The organism is Micropruina sp. (assembly GCF_047607385.1).
Taxonomy (GTDB): Bacteria; Actinomycetota; Actinomycetes; order Propionibacteriales; family Propionibacteriaceae; genus Micropruina.
The window spans coordinates 1-14,922 of the sequence record NZ_JASGDE010000221.1 but is presented as its reverse complement, the minus strand read 5'-3'; the positions used below and the strand labels follow the sequence as shown (position 1 = coordinate 14,922).

The 14,922-nt window shown below is 69.5% G+C and carries 13 protein-coding genes and 2 pseudogenes; 14 read left to right on the top strand and 1 reads right to left on the bottom strand.

Annotated features, from left to right (window positions below; genetic code table 11):
- Positions 1 to 359, bottom strand: a pseudogene (locus QM582_RS19090) (isochorismate synthase); the annotation flags it as partial.
- A 208-nt stretch (positions 360 to 567) separates the two neighbouring features.
- Here QM582_RS19090 and QM582_RS19085 point away from each other — a divergent pair.
- The 14 genes and pseudogenes from QM582_RS19085 to QM582_RS19020 all read left to right on the top strand — a co-directional run.
- Positions 568 to 1,830, top strand: coding sequence for a geranylgeranyl reductase family protein (locus QM582_RS19085; RefSeq protein WP_415087108.1), 1,263 nt, complete (start codon positions 568 to 570; stop codon positions 1,828 to 1,830).
- A gap of 16 nt (positions 1,831 to 1,846) precedes the next feature.
- A complete protein-coding gene (locus tag QM582_RS19080) occupies positions 1,847 to 2,206 on the top strand; it encodes an NADH-quinone oxidoreductase subunit A (RefSeq protein ID WP_415087107.1) in 360 nt (119 codons plus the stop codon).
- A gap of 45 nt (positions 2,207 to 2,251) precedes the next feature.
- A complete protein-coding gene (locus QM582_RS19075) occupies positions 2,252 to 2,809 on the top strand; it encodes an NADH-quinone oxidoreductase subunit B (RefSeq protein WP_415087105.1) in 558 nt (185 codons plus the stop codon).
- Complete coding sequence (locus QM582_RS19070; protein ID WP_415087103.1) at positions 2,806 to 3,597, top strand: NADH-quinone oxidoreductase subunit C; 792 nt, start codon at positions 2,806 to 2,808, stop codon at positions 3,595 to 3,597. The genes QM582_RS19075 and QM582_RS19070 overlap by 4 nt, the downstream gene beginning before the upstream one ends.
- Complete coding sequence (locus QM582_RS19065) at positions 3,594 to 4,949, top strand: NADH-quinone oxidoreductase subunit D (protein WP_415087102.1); 1,356 nt, start codon at positions 3,594 to 3,596, stop codon at positions 4,947 to 4,949. The genes QM582_RS19070 and QM582_RS19065 overlap by 4 nt, the downstream gene beginning before the upstream one ends.
- 76 nt (positions 4,950 to 5,025) lie before the next feature.
- Positions 5,026 to 5,772, top strand: coding sequence for an NADH-quinone oxidoreductase subunit NuoE (gene nuoE / locus QM582_RS19060; RefSeq protein ID WP_415087100.1), 747 nt, complete (start codon positions 5,026 to 5,028; stop codon positions 5,770 to 5,772).
- A complete protein-coding gene (gene nuoF / locus QM582_RS19055) occupies positions 5,769 to 7,094 on the top strand; it encodes an NADH-quinone oxidoreductase subunit NuoF (RefSeq protein ID WP_415087098.1) in 1,326 nt (441 codons plus the stop codon). Before nuoE ends, nuoF begins: the two co-directional genes overlap by 4 nt.
- Positions 7,091 to 9,505 (top strand): NADH-quinone oxidoreductase subunit G, encoded by a 2,415-nt coding sequence (locus QM582_RS19050; RefSeq protein ID WP_415087096.1) that lies wholly within the window; start codon positions 7,091 to 7,093, stop codon positions 9,503 to 9,505. Before nuoF ends, QM582_RS19050 begins: the two co-directional genes overlap by 4 nt.
- A complete protein-coding gene (gene nuoH, locus QM582_RS19045) occupies positions 9,502 to 10,806 on the top strand; it encodes an NADH-quinone oxidoreductase subunit NuoH (RefSeq protein WP_415087094.1) in 1,305 nt (434 codons plus the stop codon). The genes QM582_RS19050 and nuoH overlap by 4 nt, the downstream gene beginning before the upstream one ends.
- Complete coding sequence (nuoI, locus tag QM582_RS19040) at positions 10,806 to 11,360, top strand: NADH-quinone oxidoreductase subunit NuoI (RefSeq protein ID WP_415087092.1); 555 nt, start codon at positions 10,806 to 10,808, stop codon at positions 11,358 to 11,360. Before nuoH ends, nuoI begins: the two co-directional genes overlap by 1 nt.
- Positions 11,357 to 12,142: an NADH-quinone oxidoreductase subunit J gene (locus QM582_RS19035; RefSeq protein WP_415087090.1), complete on the top strand. Its 786-nt coding sequence runs from the start codon at positions 11,357 to 11,359 to the stop codon at positions 12,140 to 12,142. The genes nuoI and QM582_RS19035 overlap by 4 nt, the downstream gene beginning before the upstream one ends.
- A complete protein-coding gene (gene nuoK / locus QM582_RS19030) occupies positions 12,139 to 12,435 on the top strand; it encodes an NADH-quinone oxidoreductase subunit NuoK (RefSeq protein ID WP_415087088.1) in 297 nt (98 codons plus the stop codon). Before QM582_RS19035 ends, nuoK begins: the two co-directional genes overlap by 4 nt.
- Positions 12,436 to 12,538: 103 nt before the next feature.
- Positions 12,539 to 14,443, top strand: a complete 1,905-nt coding sequence (gene nuoL / locus QM582_RS19025) for an NADH-quinone oxidoreductase subunit L (RefSeq protein ID WP_415087086.1) — start codon at positions 12,539 to 12,541, stop codon at positions 14,441 to 14,443.
- A gap of 13 nt (positions 14,444 to 14,456) precedes the next feature.
- A pseudogene (locus tag QM582_RS19020) lies at positions 14,457 to 14,922 on the top strand (NADH-quinone oxidoreductase subunit M); the annotation flags it as partial.

The window sequence follows — 14,922 nt, the reverse complement described above, 5'->3', positions numbered from 1 at the left end:
CGCCTAACTATTTCCTGCTCGCCGAACTCGGCGAGCAGGAAATAGTTAGGCGAGCGCTCGGGAGGGGAGTCGGCCAGGGGCTCCGAGCTCAGCACCGTCAGCCAGGCCCGGCCGTCCCGGCGTCCGACGACCACCCGGGGCACCACCAGCCGGGACACCCCCACGGTGTGACCCGGATCGAAGCAGAACGACCCGAACGCCACCGGTCCGGAGCCGGCCACGCCGGTGATCTCGCAGCGGTGCTCGACCCGGCCCAGGAAGCTCTTCCACCAGGCGTCCGCCTCGGCCGGATCGGCCACCTCGACGGTCGCGAAACGGCCCAGACCGACCATTCCCTCGCCGCGTCGCAGCCAAGCCACCGAGCCCTCGTCCACAAGGTATTTTGCCAACAATTCCGGATCGTTAATAGCGATTGTGCGGGCATGGACGGGGGTCGCCGAGGGCGCTGGGATCACCCGCGCAGCTTAGTCACGGCAACCCGCCCGGTTCGAATGGCTGTCATGTCATTTCGTGCCTAGACTGACGGCTGCGCCCATGGCGCCCAACCCAACAATGACGAGGAGTGGCATGTCCGAGGAGACGGCGGACGTCATCGTCGTCGGGGCCGGTCCGGCCGGGGCGACGACCGCCTGCTGGCTGGCCGATCGGGGCCTGAACGTGGCCCTGCTGGAGAAGAGCAGTTTCCCGCGCGACAAGGTGTGTGGCGACGGGCTCACCCCGCGCGCCACCAAGCAGCTGCTGCGGATGGGCATCGACGTCTCCGAGGAAGCCGGCTGGCTGCACAACAAGGGCCTGCGGGTCTACGGCGCACGTCCCGAGCCGTTCCACATCCCCTGGCCCGAGCTGGGCGAGTTCCCGTCCTTCGGCCTGGTCCGCAAGCGGGCCGACTTCGACGAGCTGCTGGCCAACCACGCCGTCGCCAAGGGCGCCACGCTCTATCAGCAGGCCAACGTCAAGGGCGCGGTGATCGACGACCGCAGCGGACGGATCACCGGCGTCACCACCAAGGACGGCCGCACCTTCCGCGCCCCGATCGTGGTCGCCGCCGACGGCAACAGCTCCCCGGTCGCGAAGTCGATGGGTTTGCTCAAGGACGGCAAGAAGCCGATGGGCGTGGCCTGCCGCACCTACTTCACCTCGCCCCGGCACGACGACGACTGGATGGAGTCCTGGCTGCAGCTGTGGGACGGCAAGCCGGGGGAGTCCGACCTGCTGCCCGGCTACGGCTGGATCTTCGGCATGGGTGACGGCACCTGCAACGTCGGGCTGGGCACGGTGGCCAGCAGCGCCACCTCGCAGAAGCTGAACTACCGCGACCTGCTGCACCGCTGGCTGGCCAACACCCCGGCCGAGTGGGGCTTCAACCCCGACAACCAGGTCGGTCCGGTGGCCTCCGCGGCGCTGCCGATGGCCTTCAACCGCAAGCCCGCCTACGCCCGCGGCCTGGTGCTGGTCGGCGACTCCGGCGGCATGGTGTCCCCGTTCAACGGCGAGGGCATCCCGTACGCGATGGAGGCCGGCGAGGCCGCCGCGGACGCGGTGGCCCGGGCCCATGCCGAGGGCGTCGGGACGCCGGCCGCCGAGAAGGCGCTGGCCGGCTACCCGGCCCAGCTGGCCCACGAGTGGGGCGGCTACTTCCGGCTCGGCCAGACCTTCGTGAAGCTGATCGAGCATCCGCAGGTGATGCGGGTCTGCGTCCGCTACGGGCTGCCGCGGCCGACCTTGATGCGATTCACCATCAAGTTGCTGGCTCACCTTTACGACACCAGAGAAGGTGATTGGATGGATCGCGTGATCCACTCACTGTCGAGGGTGGTTCCCTCGGCATGACCGGACGGAGGCAACGATGAGTCCCTACATCCCGATCCTGGGGATCATGGCGCTGGCGGCCGCCTTCCTGGTGGTGTCGGTGGTGCTCAGCCTGCTGGTCGGGCCGCGGCGCTACAACCGGGTCAAGTACGACACCTACGAGTGCGGCATCGATCCGACCCCGGCGGCGGCCGGCGGCGGCCGGTTCCCGGTCAAGTACTACATCACGGCGATGATGTTCCTGGTCTTCGACGTCGAGGTGGCGTTCCTGTACCCGTGGGCGGTGGCCTTCGACAACCTGGGCATCTTCGGATTCGGCGCGATGATGGTCTTCCTGATCGTGCTCGGCGTGGCCTACTTCTACGAGATCAGGCGAGGTGGCCTGGAATGGGACTGAGCACGATGACGGCACAGAGCTGGACCGGCGCGCGGGGGGTGCGACATGGGGCTTGAGGACAAGATTCCCCAGGGGGTGCTGCTGACCACGGTCGAAGGCATCTTCGGCTGGATGCGTCAGGCGTCCTTCTGGCCGGCCACCTTCGGGCTGGCCTGCTGCGCGATCGAGATGATGACCTACGGCGCGCCCCGGTTCGACGCCGGACGCTGGGGCCAGGAGGTGTTCCGGGCCTCGCCGCGGCAGGCCGATCTGATGATCATCTCGGGCCGGATCAGCCAGAAGATGGCCCCGGTGCTGCGCCAGGTGTACGACCAGATGCCGAACCCGAAGTGGGTGCTGGCGATGGGGGTGTGCGCCTCCTCCGGCGGCATGTTCAACAACTACGCGATCGTGCAGGGCGGCGACCATCTGGTGCCGGTCGACATGTACGTGCCCGGCTGCCCGCCGCGTCCGGACATGCTGATCGACGCCATGTTCAAACTGCGCAAGCAGATCGTCATGCAGCGGCCGATCGGCGCCCACGAGCTGGCCGAGCTGGAGGCCCAGGAGCAGGCCGCCCTGGAGGCGATGGCGACGCACGAGATGAAGGGCCTCATGCGATGACCGACGCTGCGAAGCCGGACGAGAAGGCGCCCGGCGACGAGAAGAGCATCGACAGCCATGTCGAAGGGCCGGACTCGGCCCCCGGCGCCGGCCTGGAACGCGAGGACGCCCAGCCCGACGAGGTGCTGGACGCCGTCGCCCAGGTGCCGGCCGGCGTCCACGTCATCGAGACCCGCAAGGGCATGTGGTCCGACGGCTCCGGCGACACCTCCGGCTACGGCCGGATCGTCCGCACCGTCGAACTGCCGAACGCCGGCCTGCCCGACGACGGCTGGTACGCCGGGGTCACCGGACGCCTGTTGCAGCTGGTCCCGGACGCCCTGGTCCGGGTCGTCTTCGACCGCGGCGAGCTGACCTTCTTCATCGCCCGGGAGAAGCTCACCGAGGCGATGGGCCAGCTGCGCGACGACGCCCAGCTGCGCTTCGAGTTCTGCGCCAGCGTCTCCGGCGTGCACTACCCGACCGACACCGGCGCCGAGCTGCACGTCGCCTACCACCTGCAGTCGATGACCCACAACCGCCGGCTCCGGGTGGAGACCACCGCCCCCGACGGCGACCCGCACGTGCCCAGCGTGGTGGCCATCTACCCGGCCGCCGACTGGCACGAGCGGGAGACCTGGGACATGTTCGGCATCGTCTTCGACGGCCACCCGCACCTGACCCGGATCCTGATGCCGGACGACTGGGTCGGGCATCCGCAGCGCAAGGACTATCCGCTGGGCGGCATCCCGGTGGAGTACAAGGGGGCCACCGTGCCGCCGCCCGACCAGCGGAGGAGCTACCGATGAGCACCACCGACTTCTACGCCCAGCCCGGCGAGGCCACCGAAGGCACCGTCTACACGGCGATGGGCGGCGACTGGGCCGAGATCGCCGCCGAGCAGGCGGAACGCTCCGACGAGATCCTGGTGATCAACATGGGGCCGCAGCACCCGTCCACCCACGGCGTGCTGCGACTGATCCTGGAGTGCGACGGCGAGACGGTGTTGAGCATCCGTCCCGGCATCGGCTTCCTGCACACCGGGATCGAGAAGAACATGGAGTACCGCACCTGGACGCAGGGCACCACCTTCGTCACCCGGATGGACTACGTCGCCCCGATCTTCAACGAGGTCGCCTACTGCCTGGCGGTGGAGCGGCTGCTCGGCATCGAGGACGACATCCCCGAGCGGGCCAGCGTGATCCGGGTGCTGATGATGGAGCTGAACCGGATCTCCTCGCACCTGGTCGCGATCGGCACCGGCGGCATGGAGATCGGCGCGCTGACCGTGATGACCATCGGCTTCCGCGAGCGCGAGATGATCCTCGACTTCTTCGAGGCGGTCACCGGGCTGCGGATGAACCACGCCTACATCCGTCCCGGTGGCGTCGCCAACGACCTGCCCGAGACCGGCATCGCCCAGTTGCGCGAACTGATCGCCTGGCTGCACAAGCATCTGCCGGAGTACGCGGCGTTCTGCAACGAGAACCCGATCTTCAAGATGCGGATGATGGGCATCGGCCACCAGGACCTGGCCGCCTGCATGGCGCTGGGCGTGACCGGCCCGGTGCTGCGCTCCACCGGCTACAACTGGGACCTGCGCAAGCAGCAGCCCTACTGCGGCTACGAGACCTACGATTTCGAGTCGAAGGCCTGGAGCCCGGACGACGAGTGGGCCAGCAGCGACAGCTACGCCCGGTTCCGGGTCCGGCTGGACGAGATGTGGGAGAGCCTGAAGATCGTCGAGCAGTGCGCCGACCGGCTGGAGGCATCCCGCGGCAAGCCGGTGATGGTGGACGACCCGAAGATCGCCTGGCCGGCGCAGCTGGCGGTCGGGCCGGACGGCCAGGGCAACAGCCACGAGCACATCAAGCACATCATGGGGGAGTCCATGGAGGCGCTGATCCACCACTTCAAGATCGTCACCGAGGGCTTCCGGGTGCCGCCCGGCCAGGCCTACGTGCCGATCGAGTCCCCGAAGGGCGAGATCGCCTGCCACGTGGTCTCCGACGGCGGCACCCGGCCGTTCCGGGTGCACATGCGCGACCCCGGGTTCAACCACCTGCAGTCGGTGCCGATCCAGTGCGAGGGCGGAATGATCTCCGACGTCGTGGTGGCGGTCGGTTCGCTGGACCCGGTGATGGGAGGGGTGGACCGATGATGGGCAGAGCGCAGATCGGGACGATCGCCACCTCCGGCACCGCTAGCGCCAACTTGCGACACGGAGGAGTGGACCGATGAATGGCCACGAGTTCCAGTCCTGGTTCCCCGAGTCGGGGGGCATCGACTACGACGACACCGCGACCAGCATCACCGAGGCGACCCGGGAAGAGATGCGGCAGATCGCGGCCCGCTACCCGCAGGCCCGCTCGGCGCTGCTGCCGATGCTGCACCTGGTGCAGAGCGTCGACGGCCGGATCAGCCCGGCCGGTGTCCAGGCCTGCGCCGAGATCCTGGGCATCACCACCGCCCAGGTCTCCGGGGTGGCCACCTTCTACACCATGTACCGGCGGCGTCCGGCCGGGAAGCATCACGTCGGGGTGTGCACCACGGCGCTGTGCGCGGTGATGGGCGGCGACCAGCTGCTCGACCGGGTCTGCGACCGGCTCGGCATCCACGAGGGCGAGACCACCGCCGACGGCACCTTCTCGCTGGAGCGGATCGAGTGCAACGCCGCCTGCGACTTCGCCCCGGTGATGATGGTCAACTGGGAGTTCTTCGACAACATGACGCCGGAGAAGGTGGACGAGCTGCTGGAAGCCCTGGCGACCGGCGAGACCGTCCGCTCCCCGCGCGGTGCGACCCTCACCTCCTGGAAGGACGCCGAGCGCGTGCTGGCCGGGTTCCCGGACGGCCGGGCCGACGAGGGACCGACCGCGGGCGAGGCGTCCACGCTGGGCCTGCGGGTGGCCCGGGAACGTGGCTGGGCGGCGCCCGAGGTGCCCCCGGCCCCCGCCGACGACGAGTCCGGAGGTGACCAGTGAGCGATCCGCTGGCCCCTGTCCTGAGTGAGAACTGGGCCGACGAGCGGGCCTGGAAGCTGACCAACTACGAACGCCGCGGCGGCTACCGGGCGTTGCGCAAGGCGCTCGGTCAGACCCCGGCCGAGGTGATGGGCGTGGTCAAGGATTCCGGGCTGCGCGGCCGTGGCGGCGCCGGGTTCCCGACCGGCATGAAGTGGTCCTTCGTCCCGCAGGACAACCCGAACCCGAAGTACCTGGTGGTGAACGCCGACGAGTCCGAGCCGGGCACCTGCAAGGACATGCCGCTGATGCTGGCCAGTCCGCACACCCTGGTCGAGGGCGTCATCATCGCCGCCTACGCGATCGGCTGCTCCTACGCCTTCATCTACTGCCGCGGCGAGGTGCTGCACGTGATCCGCCGACTGCAGCAGGCGGTCCGCGAGGCCTACTCGGCCGGCTACGCCGGCAAGAACATCCTGGGCAGCGGCTACGACCTGGAGGTCGTGGTGCACGCCGGCGCCGGCGCCTACATCTGCGGCGAGGAGACCGCGCTGCTGGACTCGCTGGAGGGACGCCGCGGTCAGCCCCGGCTGCGTCCCCCGTTCCCGGCGGTGGCCGGCCTGTACGCGTCCCCGACCGTGGTGAACAACGTCGAGTCGATCGCCTCGGTTCCGGCGATCATCGACCGCGGCGCGGCCTGGTTCAACCTGATGGGCACCGAGCGGTCCAAGGGCATGACCATCTATTCGCTGTCCGGGCACGTGAAGCGTCCCGGCCAGTTCGAGGCGCCGCTGGGCGTCACGCTGCGGCAGCTGCTGGAGCTCTCCGGCGGCATCCGCGAGGGCCACGAGCTGAAGTTCTGGACGCCGGGCGGCAGCTCGACCCCGATCCTGACCGCGGCCGACATCGACCTGCCGCTGGACTACGAGTCGATGGGCGCGGCCGGCACCATGCTCGGCACGAAGGCGCTGCAGTGCTTCGACGAGACCACCTCGGTGGTGCGCACCACGCTGCGCTGGATCGAGTTCTACAAGCACGAGTCCTGCGGCAAGTGCACGCCCTGCCGCGAGGGCAACTGGTGGCTGGTGCAGACCCTGAGGAAGTTCGAGGCCGGGCAGGCCCAGGACGGCGACATCGAGAAGCTGCTGGACATCGCCGAGGACATCGGCGGCCGCTCGTTCTGCGCCCTCGCCGACGGCGCGGTGGCCTGCCTGACCAGTGCGATCAGGCACTTCCGCGACGAATTCGAGCAGGGCATGCACACCCCGGCCTGGGAGCTGTTCCCGTACCAGCGCAGCGCGCTGTTCGAGTCGACGGCCAGCGTGGAAGGAGCGCACGCATGACGGTCACCGCGAAGCCTGGCGAAGTCGTCGCCAGCGACCTGATCAGCGTCTTCATCGACGGCACCGAGGTGCAAGTGCCGAAGGGCACGCTGGCGATCCGGGCCGCCGAGATGATCGGGGTGGCGATCCCGCGGTTCTGCGACCATCCGCTGCTCGACCCGGTCGGCGCCTGCCGGCAGTGCCTGGTCGAGGTGCCCGACATGGGCAACGGACGCGGCATGCCGAAGCCGCAGGCGTCCTGCACGCTGGAGTGCGCGCCCGGGATGAAGATCCTCACCCAGGAGACCTCGCCGGTGGCGGCGAAGGCCCAGAAGGGGATGATCGAGTTCCTGCTGATCAACCATCCGCTGGACTGCCCGATCTGCGACAAGGGCGGCGAGTGCCCGCTGCAGAACCAGGCGATGAGCACCGGACGCGGCGAGTCCCGCTACGAGGGTGTGAAGCGGACCTTCCCCAAGCCGGTGAGCATCTCGGCGCAGATCCTGCTCGACCGGGAACGGTGCGTGCTGTGCGCCCGCTGCACCCGGTTCTCCGAGCAGATCTCCGGCGACCCGTTCATCACCCTGGTGGAGCGCGGCGCGCTGCAGCAGGTCGGCTACTACGAGGACCAGCCGTACAACTCCTACTTCTCCGGCAACGTCATCCAGATCTGCCCGGTGGGTGCCCTGACCAGCGCCTCGTACCGGTTCCAGAGCCGGCCGTTCGACCTGGTCAGCACACCGACCACCTGCGAGCACTGCGCCGGCGGCTGCCAGCTGCGCACCGATCACCGGCACTTCCAGGTGAAGCGCCGGCTGGCCGGCGACGCGCCGGAGGTCAACGAGGAGTGGAACTGCGACCGGGGCCGGTTCGCGTTCAAGTCCGGACGCGGTGAGGACCGGCTGACCCGGCCGCTGATCCGCGAGAACGGCGCGCTGCGGGTGGCGTCCTGGCCGGAGGCGATCGACGCCGCCGTCGCCGGGCTGCGCCAGGCCGGTTCCCGGGTGGGGGTGCTGACCGGTGGCCGGCTCACCGTCGAGGACGCCTACGGCTACGCCAAATTCGCCCGCGTGGTGCTGGGCACCAACAACATCGACTTCCGGGCCCGCCCGCACAGCGCCGAGGAGGCCGCCTTCCTGGCCAACCGGGTGGCCGGCCGGGCGCTGGACTCCGAGCAGCTCAGCTACACCGCGCTGCAGGCGGCGGAGCGGGTGCTGCTGGTCGCCTTCGAGCCCGAGGACGAGGCCGCCATGGTCTTCCTGCGGCTGCGCAAGGCGGTCCGCAAGTACGGCACCAAGGTGGTCACCCTGGCCCCGTACGCCTCCAACGGCTCGGCGAAGCTGAACGCCGAAGTGATCCCGACGGTGCCGGGCACCGAGGCCGAGGTGCTGGCCGGCCTGGACGCCGACGCCGGCACCATCGTGCTGGTCGGCGACCGGGCCGCCACCGTGCCGGGGCTGCTCACCGCGGTCGCCGAGTTCGTCGACCGGACCGGCGCCCGGCTGGGCTGGATCCCGCGGCGGGCCGGCGACCGGGGCGCGATCGAGGCCGGCTGCCTGCCCAACCTGCTGCCCGGCGGCCGTCCGGTCGCGGAGGTGCTGGCCCGGGTGGACGTCCAAGCGGCCTGGGGCGTCCAGGTGCTGCCCGGCACGTCCGGGATGGACGCCGACGCGCAGCTGGCCGCGGCCCGCGACGGCGGCCTGGCGCTGCTGGTGGGCGGGCTGGAGCCGTCCGACTTCGCGCACGCCGAGGAGGTCCGCCAGGGTCTCGACCAGGCGTCCTTCGTGATCAGCCTGGAGCAGCGGCTCAGCGAGGTCACCGAGCGCGCCGACGTGGTCTTCCCGATCGCGCTGATCGAGGAGCGGCCCGGTCACTTCATGAACTGGGAGCATCGCCGCGGCCGGGTGAACACGGTGATCAAGCAGCCCAACCAGCCGATGACCGACCTGCGGGTGCTGGCGGCGCTGGCCGACGCGCTGGGGCGTCCGCTGGGCATCCGGACGGCCCGGCAGGCGCTCACCGAGCTCGACGAGCTGGGCTCCTGGGACGGCACCCGGGTGCAGTTGGTGCGGACCCGCGGGGTCGCCGGACCGGCCGAGGGCGAGTTGGCGCTGGCCACCTGGCGCGAGTTGATCGACGGTTCCCGCTCCAACGACGGCGAGCAGGCGCTGCAGGCCACCGCCCGTCCGGTGCTGGCCCGCACCTCGCCCGAGGTGGCGCAGGCGCACGGCCTGGTCGACTCGGTGACCATCACCGGCGGCGACGGCTGGCTGACCCTGCCGCTGCAGATCACCCCGGGGATGGCACCCGACACGGTCTGGGTGCCCACCCACGCGCCGGGCACGCCGTTGTCCGAACTCGGCCTGGTGCACGGTGCCGGCGTCACGGTGAGCGACCCGGGTGAGGCGTCCAGCGAAGGAGGTGCGGCATGATCCCGCTCGATCTGTCCCTGTTCGGCACCGACCCGTGGTGGCTGGTGCTGATCAAGGTGGTGGTGCTGTTCGTGGTGCTGCTGGTCTGGACGATCTTCAACGTCTGGTACGAGCGCCGGCTGGTGGGCAAGATGCAGCACCGGCTGGGCCCCATCATGAACGGCCCGTTCGGCCTCGGCCAGGCCCTGGCCGACGGCATGAAGCTGCTGATCAAAGAGGACTTCCGGCCCAAATCGGCCGACCGGGTGCTGTTCACCCTGGCGCCGCTGATCGCCGGCACCGCCGCGTTCACCGCCTGGTCGGTGATGCCGTTCGGCGGCGAGGTCGAGGTGTTCGGCGTCCGGACCCGGCTGCAGCTCACCGACCTGCCGATCTCGGTGCTGGTGATCCTGGCGGTCGCCTCGGTCGGCATCTACGGCTTCGTGCTGGCCGGCTGGTCGTCCAACTCGCCGTATTCGCTGCTCGGCGCGCTGCGCTCGTCGGCGCAGATGATCTCCTACGAGCTGAGCATGGGCCTGGCGCTGGTGGCGGTCTTCCTGCACAGCAAGTCGATGTCCACCTCGCAGATCGTCGAGGCCCAGGGCCAGCCGCTGCTGATCTTCGGCCAGGACTGGGGCTTGCAGAGCTGGTACTTCCTGCTGCTGATCCCGTCGTTCGTGATCTACGTGATCTCGATGGTCGGCGAGACCAACCGGGCGCCGTTCGACCTGCCGGAGTGCGAATCGGAGCTGGTGTCGGGCTACCTGACCGAATACTCCGGCTTCCGCTACGCCATCTACTTCCTGGCCGAGTACATCAACATGGCCACCGTCTCGGCGGTCTGCACCACCTTGTTCGTCGGCGGCTACCACGCCCCCTGGCCGATCAACTGGCTGGTCCCGGCAATGGACCAGGGCTGGTGGGGCCCGCTGTGGTTCGCGCTCAAGGTGCAGCTGTTCATCTCGCTGTTCGTCTGGCTGCGCGGCACCCTGCCGCGGTTCCGCTACGACCAGTTCATGACCCTGGGCTGGAAGTGGCTGATCCCGATCTCGCTGGTCTGGGTGATGCTGGTCGCCACCGTGCGGATCGCCCGGGCCGAGGGCTGGCTGGCCAACCCGCTCGTGATCGGCATCGCCGCCGTGGTGGTGATCGCACTGTTCGCGCTGTGGTGGCTGCTGGACCGAGAACCCGAGCCGGAACCGGAGAGTACCGCGGCCTTCGACCCGTTCGCCGGCGGCTATCCGGTGCCGCCGATGCCGGGCCAGCGGCTGCCCGAGCAGGCCGACGTACTGCACGCCGAAGCGGAAAGGACACACACCTGATGGCTTCTCTCGCAGATCAGTGGGCCGGTTTCGGCGTCACCTTCCGGACCATCTTCCGCAAGACCTTCACCCAGGGCTATCCCGAGAAGGGCAAGGTCAAGGTCACCGCGCCGCGGTTCCACGGCCGGCACCAGCTGAACCGCTGGCCCGACGGCCTGGAGAAGTGCGTCGGCTGTGAGCTGTGCGCCTGGGCCTGCCCGGCCGACGCCATCTACGTGGAGGGCGCCGACAACACCGAGGAGGCCCGGTTCTCGCCCGGCGAGCGGTACGGCTCGGTGTACCAGATCAACTACCTGCGCTGCATCCTGTGCGGGTTGTGCATCGAGGCCTGCCCGACCCGGGCGCTGACCATGACCAACGAGTTCAAGCTGGGCGACACCACCCGCGAGAAGATGATCTACACCAAGGACCGGCTGCTGGCTCCGCTGCTGCCCGGCATGGAGGCGCCGCCGCATCCGCGCCGGCTCGGCGACGACGAACAGACCTACTTCCTGGGGCTGCCGAAGACGGGGACGCCGGACACCCGGACGCCGTCGGTGCAGGAGGCCCGATGAACGTCGTGTTCTGGATCTGCGCCCCGCTGATGGTGTTGGGCGGCCTGGGCCTGATCCTGTTCCGCAAGGCGGTGCATTCGGCGCTGTCGATGGCGCTCACCATGGTCTGCCTGGCGGTGCTGTACGCGTCCCTGGACGCCCCGTTCCTGTTCGCCATCCAGATCATCGTCTACACCGGCGCGGTGCTGATGCTGTTCCTGTTCGTGCTGATGCTGGTCGGCGTCGACACCCCGGACTCGATCGTGGAGACGATCAAGGGCCAGCGGGTGCTGTCGGCGCTCGGCGCGCTGGGCCTGCTCGGGCTGATGGTGTTCGCGATCGGCGGTGCGATCGTCACCCCGGCGAAGACCATGGAGGCGGCCACCGCGGCCGGTGGCGGCAACGTCGAGTCGATCGCGCAACTGCTGTTCGGACGCTACGTGTGGGTCTTCGAACTCACCTCGGCGCTGCTGATCACCGCGGCCGTGGGGGCGATGATCTTCGCCCACGCGCAGCGCACCAAGCCGAAGCTGGGCCAGAAGGAGCAGGCGCAGGAGCGGATGAAGGCCTACGCCGCCAGCGGCGCCCACCCCGGCTCGCTGCCGAATTCGGGCGTGTTCGCCACCAGCAACTCGATCGCCACCCCGGCCCTGCTGCCCGACGGCAGCATCGCCGAGGAGTCGATCAGCCGGACCCTCGCCGAACGCGGCGCCCAGCTGGACAGCGTCCAGTTGAAGCAGATCACCGCGGACGCCTTCGCCGAGGCCGAGCGGGTGCGTGACGAGGAGGAGGAAGAGCTGTGATCGAGGAGTACCTCTACCTGGCGGTGATCCTGTTCGTGATCGGCGCGATCGGCGTGATGATCCGGCGCAACGCGCTGGTGGCGTTCATGTCGGTGGAGCTGATGCTGAACGCGGCCAACCTGGCGCTGGTCGCCTTCGCCTACCACCACGGCAGCTTCGACGGCCAGCTGGCCAGCTTCTTCGTGATGGTGGTGGCGGCCGCCGAGGTGGTCGTCGGGCTGGGGATCATCGTCAGCATCTACAAGACCCGCCGTTCGACCTCGGTCGACAACGCGAACCTGCTGAACCAGTGAGGGACCGCATGCTCTGCACACCGATCGATACCCGGGCCCGTTGGTCGAGCGTGTCGACACCGCTCACCGGCGAGGTCTCGACCAGCGATGAGGGGATGAGCCGATGATTCCGATGGAAGTCGTCGAGCCGGTCGCGGCGACCGGGCTGTTCGGCTACGCCTGGCTGATGATCGCGCTGCCCGCGCTGGGCGCCCTGCTGCTGCTCGGCTTCGGCCGCCTGCTCGGCAAGGCCGGCCCGGCGCTGGCGGTGGCGATGATCACCGGATCGTTCCTGGTCGCGGTGACGCTGTTCGTCCAGCAGCTGGGCTCGCCGGCGCAGGCGCGCGCGGTGTCGGTGCCGCTCTACACCTGGTTCAGCACCGGCTCCTGGCAGCTGGACGTCGGGCTGCTGGTCGACCAGCTGTCCATCCTGTTCGCCCTGCTGATCACCGGCGTCGGCGGCCTGATCCACGTCTACTCGCTGGGCTACATGGCGCACGACCCGCGCAAGCGCCGCTTCTTCGGCTACCTGAACCTGTTCGTCGCCGCCATGCTGATCCTGGTGCTGGCCGACAACTACCTGGTGCTGTTCGTCGGCTGGGAGGGCGTCGGCCTGGCGTCCTACCTGCTGATCGGGTTCTGGCAGCACAAGCCGTCCGCTGCGGCCGCGGCGAAGAAGGCCTTCGTGATGAACCGGGTCGGCGACCTGGGCATGGTGCTGGCCGTCTCGACGATGCTGGCCCAGTTCGGCTCGTCCGCGTTCATCGACGTCAACCAGGGCGCCGCCCACCTGGAGGGCCCGTGGGCCACGGTGATCGGGATGCTGCTGCTGCTCGGCGCCTGCGGCAAGTCGGCGCAGGTTCCGCTGCAGGCCTGGCTGCTGGACGCCATGGAGGGCCCGACCCCGGTGTCGGCGCTGATCCACGCCGCCACCATGGTCACCGCCGGCGTCTACCTGGTGGTGCGCAGCCACGCCATCTTCGACCTCAGCCCGACCGCGCAGGCCGCGGTGGTGATCGTCGGCACGGTGACGCTGCTGGCCGGCGCCTGGATCGGCACCTCCAAGGACGACATCAAGAAGGTGCTGGCCGGCTCCACGATGAGCCAGATCGGCTACATGATGCTGGCCGCCGGCATCGGCCCGGCCGGCTACGCCTTCGCCATCTTCCACCTGCTCACCCACGGCGCGTTCAAGGCGAATATGTTCCTCGGCGCCGGCTCGGTGATGCACGGCATGGACGACGACGTCGACATGCGGCACTACGGGGCGCTGGCCAAGTACCTGCCGGTCACCTTCTGGACCTTCACCATGGGCTACCTGGCGATCATCGGCTTCCCGCTCACCGCCGGCTACTTCTCCAAGGACCACATCATCGAGGCCGCCTTCGGCCGCAGCATGCTGGTCGGCACGCTGGCGCTGCTCGGTGCCGGGGTGACCGCGTTCTACATGACCCGGCTGATGCTGATGACCTTCGCCGGCCGCAAGCGCTGGCTGGACGGCGTCCATCCGCACGAGTCGCCGGCGGTGATGACGGTGCCGCTGATGGTGCTGGCGGCGCTCAGCGTGGTCGCCGGTGCCGCGATGAACTGGTGGATCCAGGACTGGCTGGAGCCGTCCACCGGTGCCCATCCGCACGAGGTGGAGCTGCTGCCCACCCCGATCGGCTGGCTGACCATGATCGTGGTCGCCGCCGGGGTGCTGATCGGCTGGCTGGTCTTCGGACGCCGTCCGATCCCGGCCACCGCGCCGGCCGGCAACCCGCTGGCCGTGGCCGGCCGCAACGACCTCTACGGCGACGCGTTCAACGACGCCCTGGTGGTTCAGCCGGTGATGGGCATGTCCCGGGCCGCGGTGCTGACCGACGCCAAGGGCATCGAGGGATTCGTCGGAACGCTGAGCCGGGCGATCGGCGGCCTGAGCGTCGGCGGACGCCGGACGCAGAACGGCTATGTCCGCAGCTACGCGCTGACCATGGTGCTGGGCGTCCTGGTGGTCGGTGCCGTGTTGATCCTCGGCCTGGCCGGCTGAGGGAGGAGCTGAGATGAGTGTGCTTACCCTGCTGGGGCTGATTCCGCTGCTCGGGGCGCTGGTGCTGGCGCTGCCGGTGCGCGGCGCGGCCAGGGCGATCGGCCTGGGCTTCTCGGTGCTCACCCTCGCCGTGGCGGTGCTGGTCGCCGTGCAATTCGCCGGCGGTGCCGACCTGAGCGTCCGGCAGCCCTGGATCGCCGCCTTCGGCGCGTTCTGGGCGCTGGGCGTGGACGGCATGGGCCTGGTGATGGTGCTGCTGACCACCATCCTGACCCCGCTGGTGCTGGCCGCCGACTGGAAGATCGCCGGCCACGGGCGGTGGAACGCCCAGGGCTACTTCGCGATGGCGCTGGCCCTGGAGGGCACCGCGCTGTTCACCTTCCTGGCCGACGACGTGCTGCTGTTCTACGTGTTCTTCGAGGCCACGCTGATCCCGATGTACTTCCTGATCGGCGGGTTCGGCGGCGAGCACCGCCGGG

What these genes read in the sequence shown, in the direction of transcription:
- nuoH (WP_415087094.1), top strand. Translation starts at nt 9,502, where the DNA reads ATGATCCCGCTCGATCTGTCCCTGTTCGGCACCGACCCGTGGTGGCTG.
- nuoE (WP_415087100.1), top strand. Translation starts at nt 5,026, where the DNA reads ATGAATGGCCACGAGTTCCAGTCCTGGTTCCCCGAGTCGGGGGGCATC.
- QM582_RS19050 (WP_415087096.1), top strand. Translation starts at nt 7,091, where the DNA reads ATGACGGTCACCGCGAAGCCTGGCGAAGTCGTCGCCAGCGACCTGATC.
- QM582_RS19065 (WP_415087102.1), top strand. Translation starts at nt 3,594, where the DNA reads ATGAGCACCACCGACTTCTACGCCCAGCCCGGCGAGGCCACCGAAGGC.
- QM582_RS19070 (WP_415087103.1), top strand. Translation starts at nt 2,806, where the DNA reads ATGACCGACGCTGCGAAGCCGGACGAGAAGGCGCCCGGCGACGAGAAG.
- nuoL (WP_415087086.1), top strand. Translation starts at nt 12,539, where the DNA reads ATGATTCCGATGGAAGTCGTCGAGCCGGTCGCGGCGACCGGGCTGTTC.
- QM582_RS19075 (WP_415087105.1), top strand. Translation starts at nt 2,252, where the DNA reads ATGGGGCTTGAGGACAAGATTCCCCAGGGGGTGCTGCTGACCACGGTC.
- QM582_RS19035 (WP_415087090.1), top strand. Translation starts at nt 11,357, where the DNA reads ATGAACGTCGTGTTCTGGATCTGCGCCCCGCTGATGGTGTTGGGCGGC.
- nuoI (WP_415087092.1), top strand. Translation starts at nt 10,806, where the DNA reads ATGGCTTCTCTCGCAGATCAGTGGGCCGGTTTCGGCGTCACCTTCCGG.
- QM582_RS19080 (WP_415087107.1), top strand. Translation starts at nt 1,847, where the DNA reads ATGAGTCCCTACATCCCGATCCTGGGGATCATGGCGCTGGCGGCCGCC.
- QM582_RS19085 (WP_415087108.1), top strand. Translation starts at nt 568, where the DNA reads ATGTCCGAGGAGACGGCGGACGTCATCGTCGTCGGGGCCGGTCCGGCC.